The organism is Polynucleobacter paludilacus, from assembly GCF_018687595.1.
Lineage (GTDB): Bacteria > Pseudomonadota > Gammaproteobacteria > Burkholderiales > Burkholderiaceae > Polynucleobacter > Polynucleobacter paludilacus.
Window position 1 is genome coordinate 1,515,806 of sequence record NZ_CP061298.1, and the last position, 20,477, is coordinate 1,536,282.

Genomic DNA, 20,477 nt, shown 5'->3' on the forward strand with positions numbered 1-20,477 from the left:
TTCGAAACTGCAGTTTGCTAAATTAATTTAGCTTGGGCTAAATCCGTTGCCTCTGGGTTCCCTGAGAGCACTAAGACGTCATTGGCTTGTAAGCGGAGCTCTGGGCTCAATTCGAGTTTGATGTAATCCATGCCGCCCATCTTACGTCTTACCGCCTGTACGCTTACACCTTCATTTTCAAGATGAAGCTCCTCCAAGGTCTTACCTACGCTGGCTGACTCTGGCAATAGAGTGATCGATTGCAAGCGCCAAGATTCATTAGGCTCTGATTCAGTTTCTACTGAGCCCCTGAAATATCCCCTCAACAAACTGTAGCGCGCCTCGCGGGCACTTGTGATTTGCCGGACCACTTTACGCAGCGGAATGCCCATCATCAACAAGACATGGGATGCCATCATTAAGCTGCCCTCGATGAGTTCGGGCACTACTTCAGTAGCGCCAGCGGCTTGTAACTTACCTAGATCTGCGTCATCTTTAGTGCGTACCAAAACAATCATGCCAGGGCGCAGGCGCTCAACCTGATGCAGTACCTTGAGTGTCGCTGGCGTATCAGCATAAGTAATCACCACTGCTTTTGCTTTTGATAAGCCGGCGGCAGTCAGATAGTTTTCTCGACTGGCATCACCATAAACTACGTTATCTCCGGCAGCGGCAGCTTCCTTCACTCGATCAGGGTCCATATCCAAAGCAAGATACGGAATCTTTTGCTGATCCAGCATCCTTGCCAAGCTTTGTCCCGATCGACCAAAACCACAAATCAATACATGATTCGTGGTGCGGACGCTCTTTGCTGCAAGCTGAGTTAAAGCTAAGGATTGCAAGAGCCACTCATTGCTTGAGAAACGCATTGCGATGCGATCACTATATTGAATTAAGAAGGGAGCGCCAAACATTGAGAGCAGCATGGCAGCCAATACCGCCTGACTTAAGGCAGGATCGATCAAGTCAAGACCATCAATTTGATTCAGCAACACAAAACCAAACTCACCGGCTTGCGCCAAACATAATCCGGTACGTATTGAGATGCCAGGGCTTGAACCAAAAGCGCGTGAGAGCAAAGCAATCAACCCAAACTTAAATACTAAGGGTCCAACAAGCAATGCTAAGACCAAGACCCATTGCGCCTGAATGACTTTGAAATCAAGCAGCATACCGATCGTAATAAAAAATAGTCCGAGGAGCACATCGCGAAAAGGCTTGATATCTTCTTCCACCTGATGACGAAACGGTGTTTCTGAAATCAACATTCCTGCAAGAAATGCGCCGAGTGCCAATGACAAACCAAAGTGCTCAGTTAACGCTGCCATTCCCAACACAATCAGCAAGAGGTTTAACATGAACAACTCTTGCGATCTCAGCTTGACTACCAATCTGAACCAACGGCTCATGACGGTTTGGCCAATATAAAAAATGAGGAATAAGGCAATCGCAATCTTGATGCCGGCAGTCGAGAGAGCAAAAATCAGATCTTTTGGATTTTTGCCTAAAGAAGGTAACAAAATCAGCAGGAAAACCACTGCTAAATCTTGAAACAATAAGATACCAATGACGTTTCGCCCATGCTGAGTCTCGAGTTCAGATCGATCCGCAATGAGCTTTGTCACAATTGCGGTCGAGGACATCGCCAAGGCACCTCCAAGCGCAATCGCTGCCTGCCAAGAAATGGGATAAATCCAGTTCATAAGGAGACTCGCTGGTACCGCCAAAAGCATGGTCAAAATGACCTGACTCGCCCCTAAACCAAATACGATCCTGCGCATCGAGCGCAGCCGGTGGAGGTTGAACTCTAGACCAAGCGAAAACATTAAGAAAACCACCCCAAACTCGGCTAGATACTTGACTGTGGCCGAGTCGTTCGCTAGGGCCAGGGCATTGGGACCAATCAGCACCCCTATCGCCAAATAGCCCAAAATAGGGGGTAGGCCAAAATAGCGGAAAATAAGAACCCCGGCCACCCCAAAGGCCAACAAGATGAGAGTTAATTGAAGAACTGACGGCATATACTCACCCCATGATAGCTAAGACTCGTGAAAGAACCCTAAAGCTCGCGCGTGACACCCTCACTATTGAGGCTGCTGCGCTACAGAACATGCGTGACCGACTGGAAGGCGCCAATGCAGACGCTCTAGTTCACGCTGTTGAGCTGTTACATGCCTGCAAAGGTCGCATCGTCGTGTCGGGGATCGGAAAATCCGGCCATATTGCCCGCAAAATTGCTGCCACATTTGCATCCACTGGTTCCCCAGCCTTTTTTGTTCACCCTGCTGAAGCGAGTCATGGCGACCTAGGAATGGTCACCCGGGATGATGTCTTTGTTGCGCTTTCCAATTCTGGTGAGACTGAAGAGCTCTTAACAATTGTTCCTATTGTCAAACGGACTGGCGCAAAACTCATTGCGCTTACTGGCGCACCTCATTCTGCTCTAGCCAAACTTGCCGATGCTCACTTGGACACCAGCGTGGAGAAAGAGGCCTGCCCTTTAAATCTCGCCCCTACTTCTAGCACTACCGCGGCACTGGCCATGGGCGATGCGCTTGCCGTTGCACTCCTAGATGCGCGCGGGTTTCAGGCAGAAGATTTTTTACGCTCCCACCCAGGTGGCAGATTAGGCCGCAAACTACTGACACACGTTAGTGAAGTAATGCGCAGCTTAGAAGACACACCAAAAATTGGAATTGATGCTTCGTTTAAAGCGGCTTTACTTGAAATGACTGCCAAGCGCATGGGCATGGTGGTCACGCTAGATGCAAATCAAAAAGTCATGGGCATACTGACTGATGGTGATTTACGACGTCTCCTCGAAAAGAATGTAGATCTCGCGAGCATTACGCTTAAGGATGCAACAACGAGTGCGCCACGCACCATTCCACCAGAGTTATTGGCTGAGGAAGCAATTGAAATGATGGAGAAACATCGTATCAATCATTTGGTCGTTAGCGATGCCAATGGTACTTTGCTTGGCGCCCTCAACTTGCACGATTTGTTTGCAGCTAAGGTCATTTAATTCATGCCAACTGCGTTCGGAACCCACAACACCAATCCACTGAGTCAGTTCCCACAAGCCTGGGATCGCGCCAGTAAAGTAAAGCTACTTGTTTTAGATGTCGATGGGGTTATGACCAATGGCCAGGTCTGGATTGGGGCTGATGGAAAAGAATCTCTTAAAGCCTTTGATATTCAAGATGGATTAGGCATTAAGCAATTATCTCAATGCGGCATACCCACCGCCGTCATCACCGGGCGGAGCTCCAAGATGGTCTTGGCGCGCTGCGAAGAATTAGGCATCACCCATGTACACATGGGCGTTAATAACAAAGCTCAGGCGCTCAATGAAGTACTCAAGAAAATCAACCTTCGTCATGAAGACTGCGCTGTTATGGGAGATGACTGGCCCGATCTCGCCATGATGGCAAAAGCAGGATTCAAAGTTTCTCCCTTCCAGGGACACCAAGCTGTAAAAGATATCGCCCACTATATTTGCTCCATGAAAGGTGGCAATGGTGCTGTACGTGAGGTTGCTGACCTGATCCTCAAAGCACAAAATCGATATGAGGAATTGCTGCGACAGGCGCTGAGTTAAGCAATGGAACTCAATCCAGAACAAATTAAGCTTGGTGCATGGCGATTATTTTTACGTCTACTCCCTCTAATCATTATGGGATTATTCGTTCTCATGACTTTTTGGCTAGTTAAAAAGACTAGTGCTCCTGAAGGTCCGGCCCTCGCCAGAGTGCGCCTACATGAGCCAGACTATACGATTCATAATGGGGCACTGTCCGCTCTCAATGAGCTAGGTCAAACAAAATATCGGGTATTGGGCAAAAAGGTAACGCACTACGATGATGATGCATCGATCGATATCGATACCCCACGGATGCGTTTATTCCAAGCCGATAAAACTCCAGTTACCGTTAAATCAGATAAGGGTCATCTCGATGGTGATTTAACGATTCTAGATTTAATTGATAACGCAGAGATTTTTAAACCCGCTCAGGCAGCTACATCGACTACTCCCGCAAGCTTTCGTATGTTAGCCCAGTCTTCCTACTTCAAAGTACTGATCAATGATGACATCATTGAGACGGACCGCCCCATTACCCTTGAGCAGGGTATCTCCGTGATGCATTCCACTGAAGGTGGAAAGTTTAATAACGTTGAGCAAAGCATGACACTCCTTGGGCAAGTGAAAGGGCGCATTGAACGCACCCAAGAAAAGAACCAATGAACCCACTTTCGCTAACCTATCGCCACCTTTGTCTAATTAGCCTGCTCATTGTTTTTTTTGGCGCAGCTCATGCAGAAAAAGCCGATCAAAAGAAACCGCTGATACTAGAGGCCGATAAAGTTTCTGTGAATGATGTGCAGCAAGCTTATGAGCTCAATGGCAATATTCTGTTAATCAAAGGGAGCATTCTCGTTACGGGCGAACAGGGCAACATTAAAGTCGACCCAGAGGGTTATGAGTTTGTTACGATGCAAAGCGATGAAGACAGTAGCGCTAGCTTCAGGCAGCGACGCGAGGGGCCTGCGAACGAATTCATACAAGCCAATGGCAAGGATGTCGTCTACGATGCCAAAACTGAAATATTGACTATTACCGGTGACGCCAGTATGAAGCGGCTGCTAAATATGCAAATGCTGGATCAACTGCGTGGGTGGAAAATTGAGTACGATGACGTTAAGCAGTACTATCGGGTATTTCCACCACCCAATGCCAAAGAGAGTGATTTGCCCCTAGCAAGAGCAATACTTTCACCCAGACAAAAAGCTACTTTAGAAAAATGACTGTAGATTCGAATTCAAGTTCCGCTGCAACGCTCAGTGCACATCATTTGCAGAAACACTATGGCTCACGCACAGTCGTCAGGGATGTCTCATTAGAGGTGAAATGTGGAGAGGTTGTCGGCTTGCTGGGTCCGAACGGTGCCGGTAAAACCACTTCCTTTTATATGATTGTTGGGCTAGTCCCGCTTGATGATGGCAGAATCATTTTGGACGGCACAGATATCACCCATTTGCCGATTCACGAACGCGCGCGCATGGGACTCTCCTACTTGCCTCAAGAGGCTTCGGTGTTCCGGAAATTGAATGTTGCAGAAAACATTCAAGCGGTTTTAGAGCTGCAAGCGCAAGGTGGCGTTCCGCTCAGCAAAGCTGAAATTCAGAGTCGGCTTGATGAGCTGTTGGGCGAACTCCAAATTAGCCACTTACGTGATAACCCTGCGCTTTCCTTATCGGGCGGCGAGAGACGACGTGTAGAGATTGCGCGTGCGCTAGCGTCACAACCCAAATTCATTTTGCTCGACGAACCCTTTGCCGGCGTAGACCCAATCGCCGTTGGCGAAATTCAGCGAATTGTTCGTTTCTTGCGAGATCGCCAGATTGGAGTATTAATTACTGACCACAATGTCCGTGAAACTCTAGGCATTTGTGACCACGCTTACATTATTAGCGAGGGTTCTGTCCTTGCTGCAGGTAAGCCCGATGAAATTATCGAAAACGATGCCGTCCGCAGAGTCTATCTCGGCGAGAATTTCCGGATGTAATTCAGGATCTTTTTGATCTTTTTTCATTAAATATCGTAACCCCCTCTTGGTTTTCAGTGGAATCACTGATACGCTAAAGGTTCATGAATTCCAATCCACAGACATAAATCCGTAAATCAAGGGGCACGCTACGCACCCTGGTTATTGCCATGCGTAGACAGCGTTGTTAATGGGAGCTGATGATGAATTTAAAGATTAATAGCCGTCATGTAGAAGTTACACCAGGAATGCGGGAACATCTTGAGGCGGGTTTTGCCAAAATTCGCAAACATTTTGATCATGTAATCGATGCATCCGCATTTTTGATGGTAGATAAAGCCAAAGAAAAAGATTTGCGCCAGACCGCTGAAATCACAATTCACCTCAAGGGCAAAGAGCTCTTTGCTCAAGCCCACCACTCTGACCTCTACCATGCGATGGATGCCGTGGTTGATAAATTAGAGCGCCAAGTCGTTAAACACAAAGAAAAAATCCAAGATCACCATCACGAAAAGCATTTCGACTAGTGTTTACCCTCAGGACACCTATAATCATTTGATATGAATGCCCTGAATGATCTTTTTACCCTCGACTGCATCACCCTAGACAGCCCTGCCAAAAACAGGGCTGAGGTATTTGTGGATGCAGCTAAGCTTTTTTCCAATCAAATTGGTATCAACGCCGACTTGGTGGTGGAGTTTCTCAATGCGCGAGAAGCGCTTGGCTCTACCGCCCTCGGTGCTGGTGTCGCTATCCCCCATGGCCGAGTTAAAGGCTTAAAGCAACCTATTGCTGCTTTTATCAGACTAAAAAATCCAATCGATTTTGCAGCTCCTGATGGTGAAGCTGTTTCGATCTTGATCTTTTTATTGGTTCCTGAAAAAGCCACCCAAGAGCATTTAGAGATTCTTTCCTCAATCGCCCAACTCTTATCCGATGCTGATGCTCGCAAGATTTTATCTACTGAAGCTGATCCAGGAAAAATCTGCGAACTCATTCAAAACTGGACTCATTAAATGACGCAGCCCCTATTACTTGAAGGCGTCACTGCTCAGCAAATATTTGACGACAACGTTGCTGAGCTCAAGCTTTCTTGGATTGGTGGACTTGAGGGAGCAGATCGCACATTCCCTCCTGAGGCAGTAAAGGCTGCTGCGGCAAGCTCGGACCTGGTGGGGCACTTAAACCTGATTCACCCTAGTCGAATTCAAATTTTTGGCGAGCAAGAGGTGGTGTATCACGCCCAGCTTGATCAACAGCAGCGACAAGAGCAAATTGCCTCATTGATTTCAAAAACGCCGCCTTGTGTAATTGTTGCTGATGGAAAGGCTGCGGATCCTGATCTACAACTCTTTTGCCAACGATCATCAACCCCGCTCTTTACTACCGGCATCTCAGCAGCATCTGTCATTGATCATTTGCGGACCTATTTATCAAAGATTGGCGCACCACAAATTACGATGCATGGCGTGTTCATGGATATTTTGGGTTTAGGCGTTTTACTCACCGGTGAATCGGGTCTTGGCAAAAGCGAATTAGGACTGGAGTTAATTTCTCGTGGCCACGGTTTAGTAGCTGACGATGCTGTCGATTTTGCACGTCTTGGCCCTGATTACATTGAAGGTCGCTGTCCAGTCATCCTCCGCGACTTACTGGAAGTGCGAGGTCTAGGCTTATTAGACATTCGAACTATTTTTGGAGAAACTGCCGTTCGCCGGAAGCTCAAGTTACGTTTAATCGTCCAGCTTGTCCGTCGCACTGATGGTGAATTTGAGCGACTGCCGCTTGAAGCCCAGCATCTTGATGTTTTGGGAATTCCGATTCGGACGGTGAAGATTCAGGTGGCTGCCGGTAGAAACTTGGCAGTACTGGTAGAGGCTGCGGTTCGCAATACCATTTTGCAATTACGCGGTATTGATACTCTTAAGGAATTTATTGAGCGTCAACGCCAACAAATGAATGCTGAGCCCGACAACACCAAAATTCAGGGGCGCTTACTCTAATGCAAATTAATCTGATCACCGGAATTTCTGGCTCAGGTAAATCAGTGGCTCTGCGGGCCTTTGAGGATGCAGGTTTTGATTGTGTTGATAATCTGCCAGTTTCACTACTAGAAAGCTTAGCAGGCAATCTTGAAAAGGAGGGAAGCAAACAGCTGGCTGTCGCCATTGATGCTCGACGTGGCGAATCCATTTCTGAGCTCCCTAAAATTTTAGAGAGCTTACGCAGCCAACATGAGCTCAGAGTGATCTTCCTCAGCGCAGATACCGACTCTTTGGTGCAACGCTTCTCAGAAACTCGTCGGCGCCACCCCTTATCAGAGAATAGTAAAACTTTCGAGTCAGCTACCTTGATCGAGGCGATTGATCGTGAGCGTGCCTTGTTAGAACCACTGCGTAGCCAAGCCCATTGCATTGATACCAGCACCATCCCTGCTCATGCTTTGCGCTCATGGATATATGACCTTGTAAAAGATAAATCACTTGGTCTTAATGTAGTTTTTCAATCATTTGGCTTTAAAAAGGGGGTTCCCAGCGAAGCAGATCTTGTGTTTGACGTTCGGTGCTTGCCCAACCCTCACTATGACAAAGTCCTAAAACCATTGACAGGTCATGATCAAGCAGTCAAAGCGTTCTTGGAACAAATTCCGGAAGTAGTGAGCATGGAAAAAGACATTATTCAATTTATCGAGAAATGGCTTCCCCACTATATTGCGGATGGCCGCAGCTATCTGACGATTGCAATTGGTTGCACGGGCGGGCAACACCGCTCCGTCTATCTAGTAAATCGTCTAATCAAGCATTTCCAGAATCAAAAAGCATTAAGTGATTTACAGATTAGCTTTTTGTCCCGACATCGCGAGCTAGACTCAATCCCTGTAAAAGCAGCTTGATTGGCTGAGGCAGGCCGTATTGTCCGAGCTTGCGAAGATCTATCCATTTAAGAGTAGGATCAACAAAACAATATCGTTCTTGTGAATGGCTTTCCCAAATTTGCATCCACAAGCGACGATGTGTGAACACATGCCTAATCTCCTCTTTATGCAACAAGGGGGAGCATTGTTTGAAAAGGGTCTTTACATTCTCCCCCGTCAAAACAGTTGTCAACAGATTGAGTGAACTCGTCTTAGAGGGTGAGTGAGAGAGTTTGAGGTTGACTGGCTGACGGGCCATCCATTCTGACTCTGGCAAAGACCATAACCCTCCCCAAATTGCTTTTGGGGGACGCTTCTGTAGTAAGACAAAATCACCATGGCGCAGTAGAACCATATTGCAGATAAATTCTGGTGACTTTGCCTTACTGATTTTTTTGGGTAGCAGTAAAACCTGATCGCTTAAGTTAGCCTGGCAGTTTTTTTCAAACGGGCACCGCTGTTGTCCGCTAATACAAACGGGTTTACGAGCCGTACACCACGTTGCCCCAAAGTCCATCAAGGCCTGGGTATAAGTTGGCATACTCTTTGCAGATTTTGGCAATAAGTGCTCTGCTACTGTCCAGAGTGCATCTGTCACCGCCTTTTCTTGCAAACTTTTATCTATCGCAAATAAGCGCGCCAAAATGCGCTTCACATTGGCGTCTAAGATGGGGGCGCGCTCCTCAAAGGCGAAAGCAGCAATAGCGCCTGCAGTTGATCTACCAATACCTTTGAGCTGCTCTAGCAGAAGAGGGTCTTTAGGAAAGCACCCATCAAACTCCTCCACCACCTGCTTAGCACAAGCATGGAGATTTCTAGCGCGCGAGTAATAACCCAGCCCAGCCCACTCTGCTAAGACCTCATCGATATTTGCTGCAGCGAGTTTTTTCACCGTAGGGAAACGCTTCATGAAGCGGGGGTAACGGTCGAGCACTGTAGCTACTTGAGTTTGTTGCAGCATGATTTCAGAAACCCAAACTGCATAAGGATCGCGATGACCTTGCCAAGGAAGACCGTGGCGGCCATCGCGCTGATGCCAAGCAATTAAGCGATCAGCAAATTGGTCAAGAAATGATTTGCTCACTACAGACTATCCATTAACGTTTTTGACAGTGAGGGCAAAAATACGTTGAACGCTGACCTTGAGTCATTTGCTTAATGGGAGTTTTGCAAACCTTGCATGGTAAATCTTTACGATCATATGTTTTGGTTTGAACCATAAAGTGGCCTGGATCACCGTCTGTATTAACAAAATCTTTGAGTGAACTCCCACCAGCTTCAATGGCTTTTTTGAGAATCAACCTCACTGCAGCCGCGAGACGAGCGCATTGTGGTCGGGTTAATTTACCCGCAGGCTTTGCAGGATGAATTCCAGCCTCAAACAAACTTTCGGAGCAGTAGATATTGCCGACTCCCACGACGGCCTCGCCAGCCAATAAAAATTGCTTTACCGCAATCGTGCGCTTACGGGATTTCTGAAACAGAAGTTGTGCGCCTTGCTCGCCCATGAACGCTTCTGAGAAAGGTTCTACACCGAGTTTTTTTAATAAGGGATATTCCTCAATCGGTCCCTTAACTTTAGGGTGCCAAAGTACTGCACCGAATTTTCTGGGATCATGCAGACGTAAACTCAAGCGTCCAAAATCCATCGTTACCCGATCATGAATCTTTAAGACCTCATCGATCGGCAAGACCCTTAAAGTACCTGTCATCCCGAGATGAACCAGGAGGTAACCATCATCCATTTCCAATAAGAGGTATTTTCCTCGGCGAGTAATGGCGTGCAGTTTTTGCCCAAGGAGAGCTCTGGGTAGATGTTTTGGAACAGGCCAGCGCAGACGACCGTCGATGATTTTGACTGCCGTGACTTTGCGGCCCTCTAGGTGTGGCTGGATTCCGAGTCTAGTGACTTCTACTTCTGGGAGTTCTGGCATGAATCGATTGTAGATTCGCGGATTAGAATGTGCTTATGAACCGATTCAATAAATCTGCCTTGCACTCTATTTGCCTAGTCTGGCTGTTTGGCGCAATGAGCTGCCTAAGCCTAAATACCTTTGCCCAATCTGAGAATCCCGGCAATGGGGAGGCGGTATTTGAGATTCTGGCCTCAGAAATCGCTCTCCAGCGAGGTGAAGGGGGTATTGCCTACAACACCTATTTAGAGCTAGCTCGCCGCTATCAAGATCCAAGATTAGCCCAAAGAGCAATGGAGATCGCGATTAATGCGGGGGCTCCAGATCTAGCACTACAGGCTGCGCAAGCTTGGCAAGGTTTGGCACCGACCCAGACCAAGCCCAAAGAGGTCGTTGTCACCCTGCTGATTCTCAATCAACGTTGGTCGGAAGCGGTTCAACCAACCATTGCCTTGCTGAATCAAGAATCTTTAGCTGAACGTGAAAATACACTACTTCAGATCCAAACCCTCATTAGCAAAGCCTCGAATGAATCTGATGCCCTGCATGCCTTTTATGAGATTGTCTCTGCCCTAAAACCAGCCCCAAAGAATCTGGGAATTCTGTATACCTATGCAATGGCTGCCGAAAATAGCGGGCACACCGAAATCATGGAAAGGGTATTACGGCAGATCCTGGTTAAAAATCCCAATGATGCCAATGCGCTCAATGCCCTTGGTTATTCTCTGGCGGACCGGAACCAACAACTCGGTGAAGCATATAAGCTCATTTCAAAAGCGCATCATTTGTCACCAGATGATCCTTATATTTTGGATAGTCTGGGTTGGGTGAATTTTCGACTAGGAAAAAATGCGCTCGCATTAGAAGAGCTTAAGCAAGCTTTTAGTATGAAGCCGGAGGCAGATATCGCTGCCCATATTGGGGAAGTCCTCTGGATCATGAATCGCCATTCTGAGGCCGATACGATTTGGTCTGAAGGACAAAAGCTGGATGCAAATAATGCGACCCTGAAAGAAACCATCAAGCGTTTGAAGCCCGATTGGTCATTAAGCGCACCTTCATCTCAAGGATCATGGGATGGTCGATTTGCAGTCAAAATTACAGGCATCACTGATACCCAAAATCAAGGGGGCTCAGGCGGCTTTACCCTAACGCAAGATGCTCAGAAAGATATTTTAGAAATTCGTAATCCAGTTGGTGGATCAATTGCAAAAATCACTATCACCCCCGGTGAAGCGAGTCTGGAAAGTAATGGCAAAACAGTTACCGCCGTAGATGCCGACACACTAGTGCAAAATACTTTAGGTCTGCCACTCCCCGCCAGAGGCCTATCTAATTGGCTTAGAGGGGAAGTACGTCCGGGTAGTAGCGCTAGCGTTGAGCGTAACAAAAATGGTCAAGTCAGCCAAATTATTCAAGATGGCTGGAATCTAAACTACACCTGGTCTAAATCAAATACTTTAGAAAAACTGAATCTCAGTCGCAATTCTAATATCGGCTCGATTGATATTCGCCTTGTGTTTGATAAACCGAATGAGTGATTTTTTAGAGCTTCAGTCACCCGCTAAGCTCAATCTCTTCTTACACATTATTGGTCGTCGCAGTGATGGTTACCATTTGTTGCAATCTGTTTTTCAACTAATTGATTGGTGCGACACCATTCAACTGCAATCGATTCCTGAGAATACAATTCGCCGTGTTAACCCTCTGCCCAACATCCCCTCCGCACAAGATCTCGTGGTTCGTGCAGCCCAGCTTATAAAAGATGTCTATCAAGTCAAGCAGGGTGTGGAAATTACAGTGGATAAACGGATTCCGATGGGTGCTGGACTCGGCGGTGGCTCATCGAATGCAGCTACTGTTTTAATCGGTTTGAACCGCCTATGGAAACTCAAACTCGATCTCACCACGCTATCTGAGCTAGGCCTGAAATTGGGTGCAGATGTTCCATTTTTTCTCTTTGGCCAAAATGCTTTTGTAGAGGGCATTGGCGAACAGCTCCAGGCTATTAATCTCGAATCCGAGCGCTTCTTAGTCATTTTTCCTGGGCAAAACATTGCTACCGCAGGCATTTTCCAAGACCCTCAATTGACCAGAAATCACGCTGCGATTACAATAGATCGCTTATTTGCTTCGCCACTAAGCTATAACAGCAGCCAATTTGGCAATGACTGTGAATCTGTAGCGATGCGAATATGTCCTGAAGTGAAGCAAGCTTTGGCTTGGATTGCGGCGAATGTGCCAGGTTCCGCACCGCGGATGTCCGGCTCTGGAAGCAGCGTGTTTACTGTCTTACATCAAGATCAGAAAGCCGCCGATCTAGAAAATCGCCTACAAAATCTTCCATCAGGATGGGTGGGTCGAATTGTTGAGGGCTTAAATAAAAATCCCGCTTACAATTTGATTTCTTTGGAGTAGCTGTAGGGGAATCGCCAAGCTGGTTAAGGCACTGGATTTTGATTCCAGCATGCGAAGGTTCGAATCCTTCTTCCCCTGCCAAATTCTATAGAAATGCTTAAAAGATATCTGATAGATTCTTCAACCCTTTACTGTAAAGCCCATATCTGCCCATATGAATGCTGACCATCTGACCCTTTTTACCGGCAATGCAAACCCCACCTTGGCCCATGCGGTTGCCAAAGAGCTCAACCTACAAATGGGCAAAGCCTTTGTTGGGCGCTTTTCAGATGGTGAAATTCAGGTAGAAATTCAAGAGAATGTAAGGGGTAAAAACGTTGTTGTAATCCAGTCAACTTGTGCCCCTACCAACGACAATTTGATGGAGCTCATGATCATGATTGATGCTCTAAAGCGAGCATCCGCCGGCCGTATAACCGCAGTGATCCCTTACTTCGGTTATGCCAGACAGGATCGTCGGCCCCGCTCTGCACGGGTAGCCATTTCCGCTCGTATCGTTGCCAATATGTTGCAGTCTGTTGCCGGAATTGAACGCGTCTTAACCATGGACCTCCACGCCGATCAGATCCAAGGTTTCTTTGATATTCCCGTTGACAATATTTACGCCTCCCCCGTTTTGCTTGCTGACTTGCAGGCCCAAAAGACTCAAAAAGAGTTAATTATTGTCTCCCCTGATATTGGCGGCGTGGTTCGCGCCCGCGCAATGGCCAAACAATTAGGCACAGATTTAGCAATTATTGATAAACGCCGCCCCAAGGCCAATGTATCTGAAGTGATGCATTTAATTGGTGAAGTAGAAGGTCGCCATTGTGTCATCATGGATGACATCATTGATACCGGCGGCACTTTATGCAAGGCTGCTGAGGCACTTAAAGATCGAGGTGCTAAGGGTGTAACAGCGTACTGTACCCATGCCGTACTTTCAGGTGGTGCTGTAGCCAGAATCGCTGCCTCTGAGCTTGATGAGCTCGTCGTGACGGATACCATCCCACTGAGTGCGGAAGCCTTAAAAGTGAGCAAAATACGCCCATTAAGCGTAGCGCCCATCCTTGCTGAGACCCTGTCTCGAATCAGCAAAGGCGATTCAGTGATGTCCTTATTTGCGGAATAATCCCAAAAAAGGGGTTTGGAGCCCCTTTTTCAGATTTTTTGGTCCTTTCGCAGTCAAAACCCCTGTTCCCACGCTATAATCGAAGGCTTTTCTGTTTGGTCGCGAACGGAAATTAACCTTAATTTGGGAGTTCAAATATGAAAGTAGTCGCTTTTGAAAGAAGCGTACAGGGAACGGGTGCGAGCCGCCGCCTGCGCAACTCCGGTAAAACTCCGGGAATCATTTATGGCAGCAAAGATCCAGCAGTAGCTATTGAGCTCGATCACAATGCCCTTTTCCACGCTCTCCGCAAGGAAGCTTTTCACTCATCTATTCTCGATCTCGAAATTGATGGCAAAGCACAAAAAGTCTTGCTACGTGATTACCAGATGCATCCATTTAAGCCTCTGGTTTTGCATATCGACTTTCAGCGTGTTTCTGCAACCGAAAAGGTTCATATGCGCATTCCATTGCACTTCACCCATGCTGATGAATCTGCAGCCGTGAAATTGCAAGGCGCCATCATTAGTCACATTGCCAATGATTTGGAAATCTCTTGCTTGCCTGCAGATTTGCCTGAATTCATTGAAGTGAACTTGGCTAATATCGAAGTTGGTCATGCGATTCACGCTAAGGATCTCACTTTGCCAAAAGGCGTTTCCTTGGTATTGCATGTTGAGCAAGAAAATCCTGTTTTGGTTAACGCTCGTGTTCCAACCGTTAAAGCCGCAGATACCGAAGAGGCTCCTGCTGCTCCAGCGGCCGCTGCTCCTGCGGATGCCTCTAAGGAAAAGGATAAGGCTTAATCCCTTTAAGCAACCTATCTTTGTATTACAGAAGACCCGCTTGCACGCGGGTTTTCTTTTTTGTACAAATACTTTTATGCTCACACTATGACTAAATTAATTGTTGGCTTAGGTAACCCAGGCAATGAACATGAATATGATCGCCACAATGCGGGCTTTTGGTTTGTTGATGCTTTAGCAAAACAATTGGGAGTGCGCTTCGAAACTGAAAAACGGTTTCTGGGTAAGGCTGCAAAAGCGAAGTGGGAATCAGAAGATCTTTGGCTACTCAAGCCCGATACCTACATGAATCTCAGTGGGCAAGCAGTAGGTGCTTTGTGTCGCTTCCACAAGATTAAACCTGAAGATGTCTTGGTAGTGCAAGATGAGCTAGATCTTAAACCTGGTAGTGCACGACTCAAGCTGGGCGGTGGAACTGGGGGTCACAATGGTCTCAAGGATATTCAAGCGCATCTAGGCACCCCTCAGTACTGGAGACTCCGCCTAGGCATTGGCCATCCTCGTGATCTTGCTGGTGATGGTCGGGCTATGGATGTAGCAGATTACGTTTTAAGAAAACCCTTGCTGGCTGAGCAAAAGTTAATTGGCGAGAGCATTCAGAACGGTTTAGATTGTTTGCCACTCTTGCTGAGGGGCGATCCCCAAGCGGCAATGTTGAATCTCCACTCTAAAGACTAGGCCGCGTCTGTTTTGAGTGCAGTTAGTTTATGGTATTTCACCAGTAGCTGCTCCCGTGACTCCACATGGTCCGGATGCAGCGGGATGCAGTCAACGGGACATACTTGTCGACACTGAGGCGCATCAAAATGTCCTACACATTCAGTACATTTACTAGGGTTAATTTCATAAATCTCAATACCCATATAAATGGCATCGTTAGGGCATTCGGGTTCGCAGACATCGCAATTGATGCACTCGTCCGTAATCATTAAAGCCATGATTCAGAATGCCTTTGGCTATTTCAATTTATTTGCTGCTGTTTTTTGTATCAGCCATTTTTCAACTGACGGAAAGACAAACTTACTGACATCACCACCCATCAAGGCAATTTCTCGTACGAAAGTCCCTGAGATAAATTGATATTGATCTGATGGGGTTAAGAAGAGGGTTTCAACATCAGGTAGTAAATAGCGATTCATGCCTGCCATCTGAAATTCATACTCAAAGTCAGAGACCGCCCGAAGGCCGCGGACGATGACCCGCGCATGATGCTCACGCGCAAAATCTTTTAGCAAACCAGTAAAGCCCACAATTTTGACATTGGTGTAATGGCCCAATACCTCTTTGGCGATCTCAATGCGCTCATCCAGATTGAAAAAGGGATGCTTGCTCCGACTATCGGCAACGCCCACAATCACTTCTGAAAAAATACTTGAGGCACGTCTTACCAAATCTTCATGACCGCGAGTGAAGGGGTCAAAGGTTCCTGGATATACAGCGACAGTCATTTACTCTCCTAGGGCTAAATCTATCTATAAAGAGTTTAGTCGCTTCTGCCAATAAATAGACAGGCTTTTACCTGTCCAGCCTCTAAGTACTTTCCACAATCCCAAGCCGGTAGTAGGTTTTGGATTTCCTCAAGGGATCGACTTGCTGGAAATTCAACATAAATACAGCCTCCAGAGCTTGAGGAACAGACCCGGGAGGACTCGTTTAGGGCCTGATTTAATAGGCCCTCATCTTGAAAGGGTGGGTCAATAAAGATCAGATCAAAGGATTGATCGGCTTGACGTTTTAAAAACTCTAGACCATCTTGCTGGTTAATCTGAACTACTCCAGCTACAGGTGAAGATTGGAGGGCAGCAAGGTTGCTTGTCAAAGCTAAATACGCTTTTTTATTTTTCTCCAACAACTGCACGCTTGCTGCTCCGCGAGAAGCGGCCTCAAATCCTAAAACACCGGTACCTGCGAAGACATCCAGACAACGTAAGCCAGAAAGATCTTGCCCCAGCCAATTAAAGAGAGTCTCCCGAATACGATCGGTGGTGGGTCTGAGATCTGGCAAATCAATCACCTCAAGTAAGCGACTCCGCCAAACTCCACCAATAATACGAATTCTCTTCGGCAATTCAACTGACTGCTTAGATACACTTTTGGACATCGTTATTGCTTAGCGCCTAAAACGACAATTTTCATTCGATCCATTGCGAGATATTTTTGGAATGCAGTTTCAATTTGATCCCTCGTTACGGCATTTACTTGCTCAGTCCAAGTATCTAACGTATTTAGGGGTAAGCCATTCCAAGCAATCGATGACACGTTATCGAGTAATTTACGATTATTATCAATCCGCAAAGGAAATCCATTTACTAAATTCGCTTTAGCAGCATCAAGTTCAGACTGTGTCGGACCCTTTGCAATAAATTGCGCAATGTTTTCTGTCATCACATCGAGAGCCATGCTGGCTTGATCGTTTTTTGTTTGTAAGCCCGCCTGAAAAATACCATTATCTTGACCGGGTACAAAATAACTAAAGACACTATAGGCAAGACCACGCTTCTCACGAACTTCATTCATGAGGCGAGAAACAAATCCACCACCGCCCAAAGCATAGTTCCCTACCATCAAGGGAAAGTAGTCAGGATTATTTCGTGCGATTGCCGTCATACCCATAGCGATATGCGCTTGCTGAGAATCAAACGGAATCTGCACCTCGCGGTCTGCAATGCTTTCAATCGGTGAGCGTAATAATTCTGGAAGTGGGGGGATCACCGGTCCTGACTGCGGCAAATCGTTGACAAGGGTTTGCACAATTTCCTGAGCCTCGGCTCTGTTGACATCCCCAACCATACTCACAATCACGCGATCACTTCGATAAAACTGCTGGTGAAATTGCTTCAATTCAGATGCAGTTAATCCCGCAATGCTTTTGACCGTCATGGCATTACCTAAGGGGTAATCCCCATAAATAGCTTTTCTGAAGCGTCGGTCTAATACAAAATCCGGTTTGGTTTCTGCCTCTAGCAAGCCTGCGCTGATTCTCTGCTTTTCTCGATTGATAACTGTGGGCTCATAGCTTGGATTGCTTAAGATTTGTCTCGCGAGCCCTACTGCACGATCCCGAATATCAGATCTACTCAGACAACGAATCCGAATCAAAGCCCGCTCACCTGTCACCCCCACACTGAGATCTGCACCAAGATCGGCGACTTGATCGGCAATCTGATCCTCTGTAAGAGTACCCTTAGAGGAGCGAACACCCTTGTTCAATAAGCCCCCAGTCAGACTAGCTAAACCACTTTTTGTGCTTGGGTCATACCGACTTCCTGCATCGATACTGATTTCAATATCCAGCATCGGCAGAGTTTTGGTCTGCACTAAATACCCCTTGGCCCCATGGAAAGAATCTAACTGCTCGATGGGTAAAGCTGCCTGCACACTACTGGTCAGGCCTAGCGCTATGAGGGCAATCAAAATAAGGGGCTTGTAATAAGATTTCATTTCTGCGCCTCCGCCTTGGTTGATTGACGTGCTTGGGGATCCAAAATGGCGATTGTCAAGGTAGTGTCAAGCAAGTATTTTTTAGCAACAGCCTGAACTTGCACTGGAGTAATTTTTTGCATGCGCTCTAAGACGGTATCCAAATCTTTCCAGGAAAATCCTGCCATCTCGAAACCACCAATCTCCATGGCTTGGCCAAAAATCGAATCCCTTTTATAAACTTGATTGGATAGCAACCGAGTTTGAATGCGTTTTAATTCAGAATCCAATACGCCTTTATTAGCAACTTCTGCTAGCGCCTTCCGAATTCCTGCCTCGGCCTGAGCAACCGTTTTGCCCTTTGCCAAATCCGCTCCCACGATAAACAGAGCTGGTCCACGAGAAATCATGTCGTATTGAGCATCAACGTTATCCGCTAGACGCTCTTGCTTTACTAATTCGCGATTCAGTCGAGCATTGTCATAGCCATCCAGTACTGCAGCCAATAACTCTAAGGCATAAGGCTCATCATTATTGATGTCATCAGGCTGTAAGTGCGGCACCTTCCATGCCATCACTAATTGAGCTCCATCTGCTGGCGCTTTGACGTGAACCTGCTTCACTCCTTTTTGCTCAGGCTCAAGCTGGGGTTTACGAACAGGCAATGCATGAGCCTGTATACCCCCATAATATTTTTCTACCAGCCGGTGGATCTGTTCAGGGTCGACATCTCCGCTGATAACCACTGTTGCATTATTGGGTGCATACCAATGTTGATACCACTGGCGTGCATCGCTTGCCTTCATATTGATTAAGTCATTCATCCACCCGATTACTGGATGACGATAGGGGGAACTCATGAAGGCAGTTGCCATTAAGGATTCATTTAATAGGCTGTCGGGATTATCTTCAGTCCGCAGACGTCGCTCTTCCATGACTACCTGAATCTCTTTTGTAAATTCGGCATCATCAAAATTGAGATTGACCATCCGATCGGCCTCTAATTCCATTACCTTATTCAGCTTAGATTTTTCAACTTGCTGGAAAAAAGCGGTGTAGTCGCGGGAAGTAAACGCGTTTTCACGTCCACCTTCTGCAGCAACTAGGCGAGAAAATTCTCCGGCCTTGATCTTATCTGTGCCCTTAAACATCATGTGCTCCAAGACATGGGCAACCCCGGTTGTGCCATTGAATTCATCCATGGAGCCCGCTCGATACCAAACCATATGCGCCACGGTAGGGGCCCGATGGTCTTCTCTAATAATCAACTTGAGGCCATTACTCAGAAAATACTCATGAGTGTCATCAGAAGACTGGGTAGAGGCTCCCAATGCGAATTGGCTGGTGACCAAGAATCCAAAGAATAGAAGTTGAAGATAGTGCCGCATCTGGGTTTGCCTTGTTCTCAGATTAAATTGATAAGATGCAAGTTTTGGATTGTATCGATAATGCTTGGCCTACGTAAAACCCTCGGATCGCTTTTTAAATCAAGCCGGATTGATGAGGCTTGGTTTGATACTCTGGAAGAGTCCTTGATTCAGAGTGATGTGGGTATGCCAACCTGTACGCAATTAATGACTAGCTTACGTCAAGCCGCCAAATCAGAAAAAGTCCAAGACTCAGAAACCCTACAAGCATTATTGATTCAAGAACTCACCAAGCTATTACAGCCATTGGAGGCTCACCCTAACCCAATCTTTGAGCACCAAAACCATCATCATCCTGAAATCTGGCTGATTGTTGGCGTCAATGGCGCAGGTAAAACCACCACCATTGGTAAGCTCTGTAAACAATTTCAGTCACAGGGCAAATCGATTCTCCTAGCTGCTGGCGATACCTTTCGCGCAGCCGCACGCAATCAACTCTTGGAGTGGGGACAGCGCAATCAGGTCGATGTCATTGCCCAAGAAAGTGGCGATGCAGCTGCAGTAGCGCATGATGCTATTCATGCTGCAATCTCGCGCAAGACCGATATATTAGTCATTGACACTGCAGGCAGACTAGCGACACAAGACCATTTGATGGAAGAGTTGAAGAAAGTCAAACGCGTCATTGCCAAGGCCCTCCCAGGAGCGCCTCATCACACACTCTTGATCTTGGATGGCAATACTGGTCAGAATGGTTTAAATCAAGTCAGAGCCTTTCATGAAGCCCTGGAGCTCACCGGTCTTATCGTTAGCAAACTCGATGGGACTGCCAAAGGTGGGGTGATTTGCGCCCTTGCTCACACCTTTCAAAGCGGCCCCAAACCCGCAGTTCTAGCGCTGGGCAAAGGTGAGGGAATTGAGGATTTAATCCCCTTCAATGCTGCTCAATATTCATCAGAATTATTCAATTAAATCAGTATCTTACGCCCATAAAAATACATTAGCACTCGCTTGACAAGAGTGC

Annotated in this window: 23 protein-coding genes and 1 tRNA gene; 16 read left to right on the top strand and 8 right to left on the bottom strand. The window is 46.8% G+C overall.

All coding sequences use genetic code 11. The features are described 5' to 3' along the window. Positions 1 to 17 precede the first annotated feature (17 nt). Positions 18 to 2,000 carry a monovalent cation:proton antiporter family protein gene (locus AOC06_RS07900; RefSeq protein ID WP_215352001.1) on the bottom strand — a complete coding sequence of 661 codons (1,983 nt, stop codon included), beginning with the start codon at positions 1,998 to 2,000 and terminating at the stop codon, positions 18 to 20. 11 nt (positions 2,001 to 2,011) lie between these two features. Between AOC06_RS07900 and AOC06_RS07905 the strand changes: the two genes are divergently transcribed. The 9 genes from AOC06_RS07905 (at position 2,012) to rapZ (ending at position 8,418) form a co-directional block, all read left to right on the top strand. Beyond that, positions 2,012 to 3,004 (top strand): KpsF/GutQ family sugar-phosphate isomerase, encoded by a 993-nt coding sequence (locus AOC06_RS07905; protein ID WP_215380010.1) that lies wholly within the window; start codon positions 2,012 to 2,014, stop codon positions 3,002 to 3,004. Positions 3,005 to 3,007: 3 nt separating this feature from the next. Next, a complete protein-coding gene (locus tag AOC06_RS07910; protein ID WP_215380012.1) occupies positions 3,008 to 3,580 on the top strand; it encodes a KdsC family phosphatase in 573 nt (190 codons plus the stop codon). Positions 3,581 to 3,583: 3 nt separating this feature from the next. Next, positions 3,584 to 4,225, top strand: a complete 642-nt coding sequence (gene lptC / locus AOC06_RS07915; protein WP_215380013.1) for an LPS export ABC transporter periplasmic protein LptC — start codon at positions 3,584 to 3,586, stop codon at positions 4,223 to 4,225. Further along, positions 4,222 to 4,785 carry an LptA/OstA family protein gene (locus tag AOC06_RS07920; protein ID WP_215380015.1) on the top strand — a complete coding sequence of 188 codons (564 nt, stop codon included), beginning with the start codon at positions 4,222 to 4,224 and terminating at the stop codon, positions 4,783 to 4,785. Before lptC ends, AOC06_RS07920 begins: the two co-directional genes overlap by 4 nt. Then, entirely contained in the window at positions 4,782 to 5,546 is a 765-nt protein-coding gene (gene lptB, locus AOC06_RS07925; protein ID WP_215380017.1) for an LPS export ABC transporter ATP-binding protein, read from the top strand. The genes AOC06_RS07920 and lptB overlap by 4 nt, the downstream gene beginning before the upstream one ends. A gap of 182 nt (positions 5,547 to 5,728) precedes the next feature. Next, on the top strand, positions 5,729 to 6,052 hold the full coding sequence (gene hpf / locus AOC06_RS07930) for a ribosome hibernation-promoting factor, HPF/YfiA family (protein ID WP_215337001.1): 324 nt from the start codon (positions 5,729 to 5,731) through the stop codon (positions 6,050 to 6,052). Between the two features lie 33 nt (positions 6,053 to 6,085). Further along, positions 6,086 to 6,541: a PTS sugar transporter subunit IIA gene (locus AOC06_RS07935; RefSeq protein WP_215380019.1), complete on the top strand. Its 456-nt coding sequence runs from the start codon at positions 6,086 to 6,088 to the stop codon at positions 6,539 to 6,541. Then, positions 6,542 to 7,528 (top strand): HPr(Ser) kinase/phosphatase, encoded by a 987-nt coding sequence (gene hprK, locus AOC06_RS07940; RefSeq protein ID WP_215380022.1) that lies wholly within the window; start codon positions 6,542 to 6,544, stop codon positions 7,526 to 7,528. Continuing rightward, on the top strand, positions 7,528 to 8,418 hold the full coding sequence (gene rapZ / locus AOC06_RS07945) for an RNase adapter RapZ (protein ID WP_215380024.1): 891 nt from the start codon (positions 7,528 to 7,530) through the stop codon (positions 8,416 to 8,418). The genes hprK and rapZ overlap by 1 nt, the downstream gene beginning before the upstream one ends. Here rapZ and mutY read toward each other — a convergent pair. Further along, positions 8,363 to 9,523, bottom strand: a complete 1,161-nt coding sequence (gene mutY, locus AOC06_RS07950; protein WP_215380025.1) for an A/G-specific adenine glycosylase — start codon at positions 9,521 to 9,523, stop codon at positions 8,363 to 8,365. The two genes, rapZ and mutY, sit on opposite strands and share 56 nt — an antisense overlap. Before the next feature lie 13 nt (positions 9,524 to 9,536). Then, positions 9,537 to 10,373 carry a bifunctional DNA-formamidopyrimidine glycosylase/DNA-(apurinic or apyrimidinic site) lyase gene (gene mutM / locus AOC06_RS07955; protein WP_215380027.1) on the bottom strand — a complete coding sequence of 279 codons (837 nt, stop codon included), beginning with the start codon at positions 10,371 to 10,373 and terminating at the stop codon, positions 9,537 to 9,539. Positions 10,374 to 10,408: 35 nt separating this feature from the next. On the opposite strand from mutM, the gene AOC06_RS07960 reads away from it, so the two are divergent. From AOC06_RS07960 to pth, 6 genes are all read left to right on the top strand, one after another. After that, positions 10,409 to 11,893 (top strand): lipoprotein insertase outer membrane protein LolB, encoded by a 1,485-nt coding sequence (locus AOC06_RS07960; protein WP_215380029.1) that lies wholly within the window; start codon positions 10,409 to 10,411, stop codon positions 11,891 to 11,893. Continuing rightward, positions 11,886 to 12,770: a 4-(cytidine 5'-diphospho)-2-C-methyl-D-erythritol kinase gene (ispE, locus tag AOC06_RS07965; protein ID WP_215380031.1), complete on the top strand. Its 885-nt coding sequence runs from the start codon at positions 11,886 to 11,888 to the stop codon at positions 12,768 to 12,770. Before AOC06_RS07960 ends, ispE begins: the two co-directional genes overlap by 8 nt. 4 nt (positions 12,771 to 12,774) lie before the next feature. Further along, positions 12,775 to 12,851: transfer RNA gene (locus AOC06_RS07970), tRNA-Gln, on the top strand. A 73-nt stretch (positions 12,852 to 12,924) separates the two neighbouring features. Next, the gene (locus tag AOC06_RS07975; protein WP_215336386.1) at positions 12,925 to 13,881 is read left to right on the top strand and encodes a ribose-phosphate pyrophosphokinase; all 957 of its coding nucleotides are present in this window, start codon (positions 12,925 to 12,927) and stop codon (positions 13,879 to 13,881) included. 137 nt (positions 13,882 to 14,018) lie between these two features. Then, on the top strand, positions 14,019 to 14,666 hold the full coding sequence (locus AOC06_RS07980; RefSeq protein WP_215380033.1) for a 50S ribosomal protein L25/general stress protein Ctc: 648 nt from the start codon (positions 14,019 to 14,021) through the stop codon (positions 14,664 to 14,666). Between the two features lie 87 nt (positions 14,667 to 14,753). Then, positions 14,754 to 15,344 (top strand): aminoacyl-tRNA hydrolase, encoded by a 591-nt coding sequence (gene pth, locus AOC06_RS07985; RefSeq protein ID WP_215380036.1) that lies wholly within the window; start codon positions 14,754 to 14,756, stop codon positions 15,342 to 15,344. Here pth and AOC06_RS07990 read toward each other — a convergent pair. Genes AOC06_RS07990 through AOC06_RS08010 form a run of 5 tightly spaced genes read right to left on the bottom strand, consistent with a single transcriptional unit; the run spans position 15,341 to position 19,474 of the window. Next, a complete protein-coding gene (locus tag AOC06_RS07990; protein WP_215380039.1) occupies positions 15,341 to 15,604 on the bottom strand; it encodes a YfhL family 4Fe-4S dicluster ferredoxin in 264 nt (87 codons plus the stop codon). The genes pth and AOC06_RS07990 overlap by 4 nt on opposite strands. Positions 15,605 to 15,622: 18 nt before the next feature. Next, the gene (coaD, locus tag AOC06_RS07995) at positions 15,623 to 16,114 is read right to left on the bottom strand and encodes a pantetheine-phosphate adenylyltransferase (RefSeq protein WP_215336393.1); all 492 of its coding nucleotides are present in this window, start codon (positions 16,112 to 16,114) and stop codon (positions 15,623 to 15,625) included. Between the two features lie 35 nt (positions 16,115 to 16,149). Beyond that, positions 16,150 to 16,767, bottom strand: a complete 618-nt coding sequence (rsmD, locus tag AOC06_RS08000; RefSeq protein WP_215380042.1) for a 16S rRNA (guanine(966)-N(2))-methyltransferase RsmD — start codon at positions 16,765 to 16,767, stop codon at positions 16,150 to 16,152. A gap of 2 nt (positions 16,768 to 16,769) precedes the next feature. Next, positions 16,770 to 18,107, bottom strand: a complete 1,338-nt coding sequence (locus AOC06_RS08005; RefSeq protein WP_215380043.1) for a M16 family metallopeptidase — start codon at positions 18,105 to 18,107, stop codon at positions 16,770 to 16,772. Further along, a complete protein-coding gene (locus tag AOC06_RS08010) occupies positions 18,104 to 19,474 on the bottom strand; it encodes a M16 family metallopeptidase (protein WP_215380045.1) in 1,371 nt (456 codons plus the stop codon). The genes AOC06_RS08005 and AOC06_RS08010 overlap by 4 nt, the downstream gene beginning before the upstream one ends. A gap of 60 nt (positions 19,475 to 19,534) precedes the next feature. Here AOC06_RS08010 and ftsY point away from each other — a divergent pair, with 60 nt between their 5' ends. Next, positions 19,535 to 20,425: a signal recognition particle-docking protein FtsY gene (gene ftsY / locus AOC06_RS08015; RefSeq protein ID WP_215380047.1), complete on the top strand. Its 891-nt coding sequence runs from the start codon at positions 19,535 to 19,537 to the stop codon at positions 20,423 to 20,425. Positions 20,426 to 20,477: the final 52 nt, after the last annotated feature.

Coding starts and splice junctions, on each gene's coding strand:
- lptB (WP_215380017.1), top strand. CDS start 4,782: ATGACTGTAGATTCGAATTCAAGTTCCGCTGCAACGCTCAGTGCACAT.
- hprK (WP_215380022.1), top strand. CDS start 6,542: ATGACGCAGCCCCTATTACTTGAAGGCGTCACTGCTCAGCAAATATTT.
- AOC06_RS07910 (WP_215380012.1), top strand. CDS start 3,008: ATGCCAACTGCGTTCGGAACCCACAACACCAATCCACTGAGTCAGTTC.
- AOC06_RS08005 (WP_215380043.1), bottom strand. CDS start 18,107: ATGAAATCTTATTACAAGCCCCTTATTTTGATTGCCCTCATAGCGCTA.
- coaD (WP_215336393.1), bottom strand. CDS start 16,114: ATGACTGTCGCTGTATATCCAGGAACCTTTGACCCCTTCACTCGCGGT.
- AOC06_RS07980 (WP_215380033.1), top strand. CDS start 14,019: ATGAAAGTAGTCGCTTTTGAAAGAAGCGTACAGGGAACGGGTGCGAGC.
- AOC06_RS07975 (WP_215336386.1), top strand. CDS start 12,925: ATGAATGCTGACCATCTGACCCTTTTTACCGGCAATGCAAACCCCACC.
- hpf (WP_215337001.1), top strand. CDS start 5,729: ATGAATTTAAAGATTAATAGCCGTCATGTAGAAGTTACACCAGGAATG.
- rsmD (WP_215380042.1), bottom strand. CDS start 16,767: ATGTCCAAAAGTGTATCTAAGCAGTCAGTTGAATTGCCGAAGAGAATT.
- rapZ (WP_215380024.1), top strand. CDS start 7,528: ATGCAAATTAATCTGATCACCGGAATTTCTGGCTCAGGTAAATCAGTG.
- AOC06_RS07990 (WP_215380039.1), bottom strand. CDS start 15,604: ATGGCTTTAATGATTACGGACGAGTGCATCAATTGCGATGTCTGCGAA.
- AOC06_RS07920 (WP_215380015.1), top strand. CDS start 4,222: ATGAACCCACTTTCGCTAACCTATCGCCACCTTTGTCTAATTAGCCTG.
- ispE (WP_215380031.1), top strand. CDS start 11,886: ATGAGTGATTTTTTAGAGCTTCAGTCACCCGCTAAGCTCAATCTCTTC.
- AOC06_RS07905 (WP_215380010.1), top strand. CDS start 2,012: ATGATAGCTAAGACTCGTGAAAGAACCCTAAAGCTCGCGCGTGACACC.
- pth (WP_215380036.1), top strand. CDS start 14,754: ATGACTAAATTAATTGTTGGCTTAGGTAACCCAGGCAATGAACATGAA.
- mutM (WP_215380027.1), bottom strand. CDS start 10,373: ATGCCAGAACTCCCAGAAGTAGAAGTCACTAGACTCGGAATCCAGCCA.
- AOC06_RS08010 (WP_215380045.1), bottom strand. CDS start 19,474: ATGCGGCACTATCTTCAACTTCTATTCTTTGGATTCTTGGTCACCAGC.
- ftsY (WP_215380047.1), top strand. CDS start 19,535: ATGCTTGGCCTACGTAAAACCCTCGGATCGCTTTTTAAATCAAGCCGG.
- AOC06_RS07935 (WP_215380019.1), top strand. CDS start 6,086: ATGAATGCCCTGAATGATCTTTTTACCCTCGACTGCATCACCCTAGAC.
- AOC06_RS07960 (WP_215380029.1), top strand. CDS start 10,409: ATGAACCGATTCAATAAATCTGCCTTGCACTCTATTTGCCTAGTCTGG.
- lptC (WP_215380013.1), top strand. CDS start 3,584: ATGGAACTCAATCCAGAACAAATTAAGCTTGGTGCATGGCGATTATTT.
- AOC06_RS07900 (WP_215352001.1), bottom strand. CDS start 2,000: ATGCCGTCAGTTCTTCAATTAACTCTCATCTTGTTGGCCTTTGGGGTG.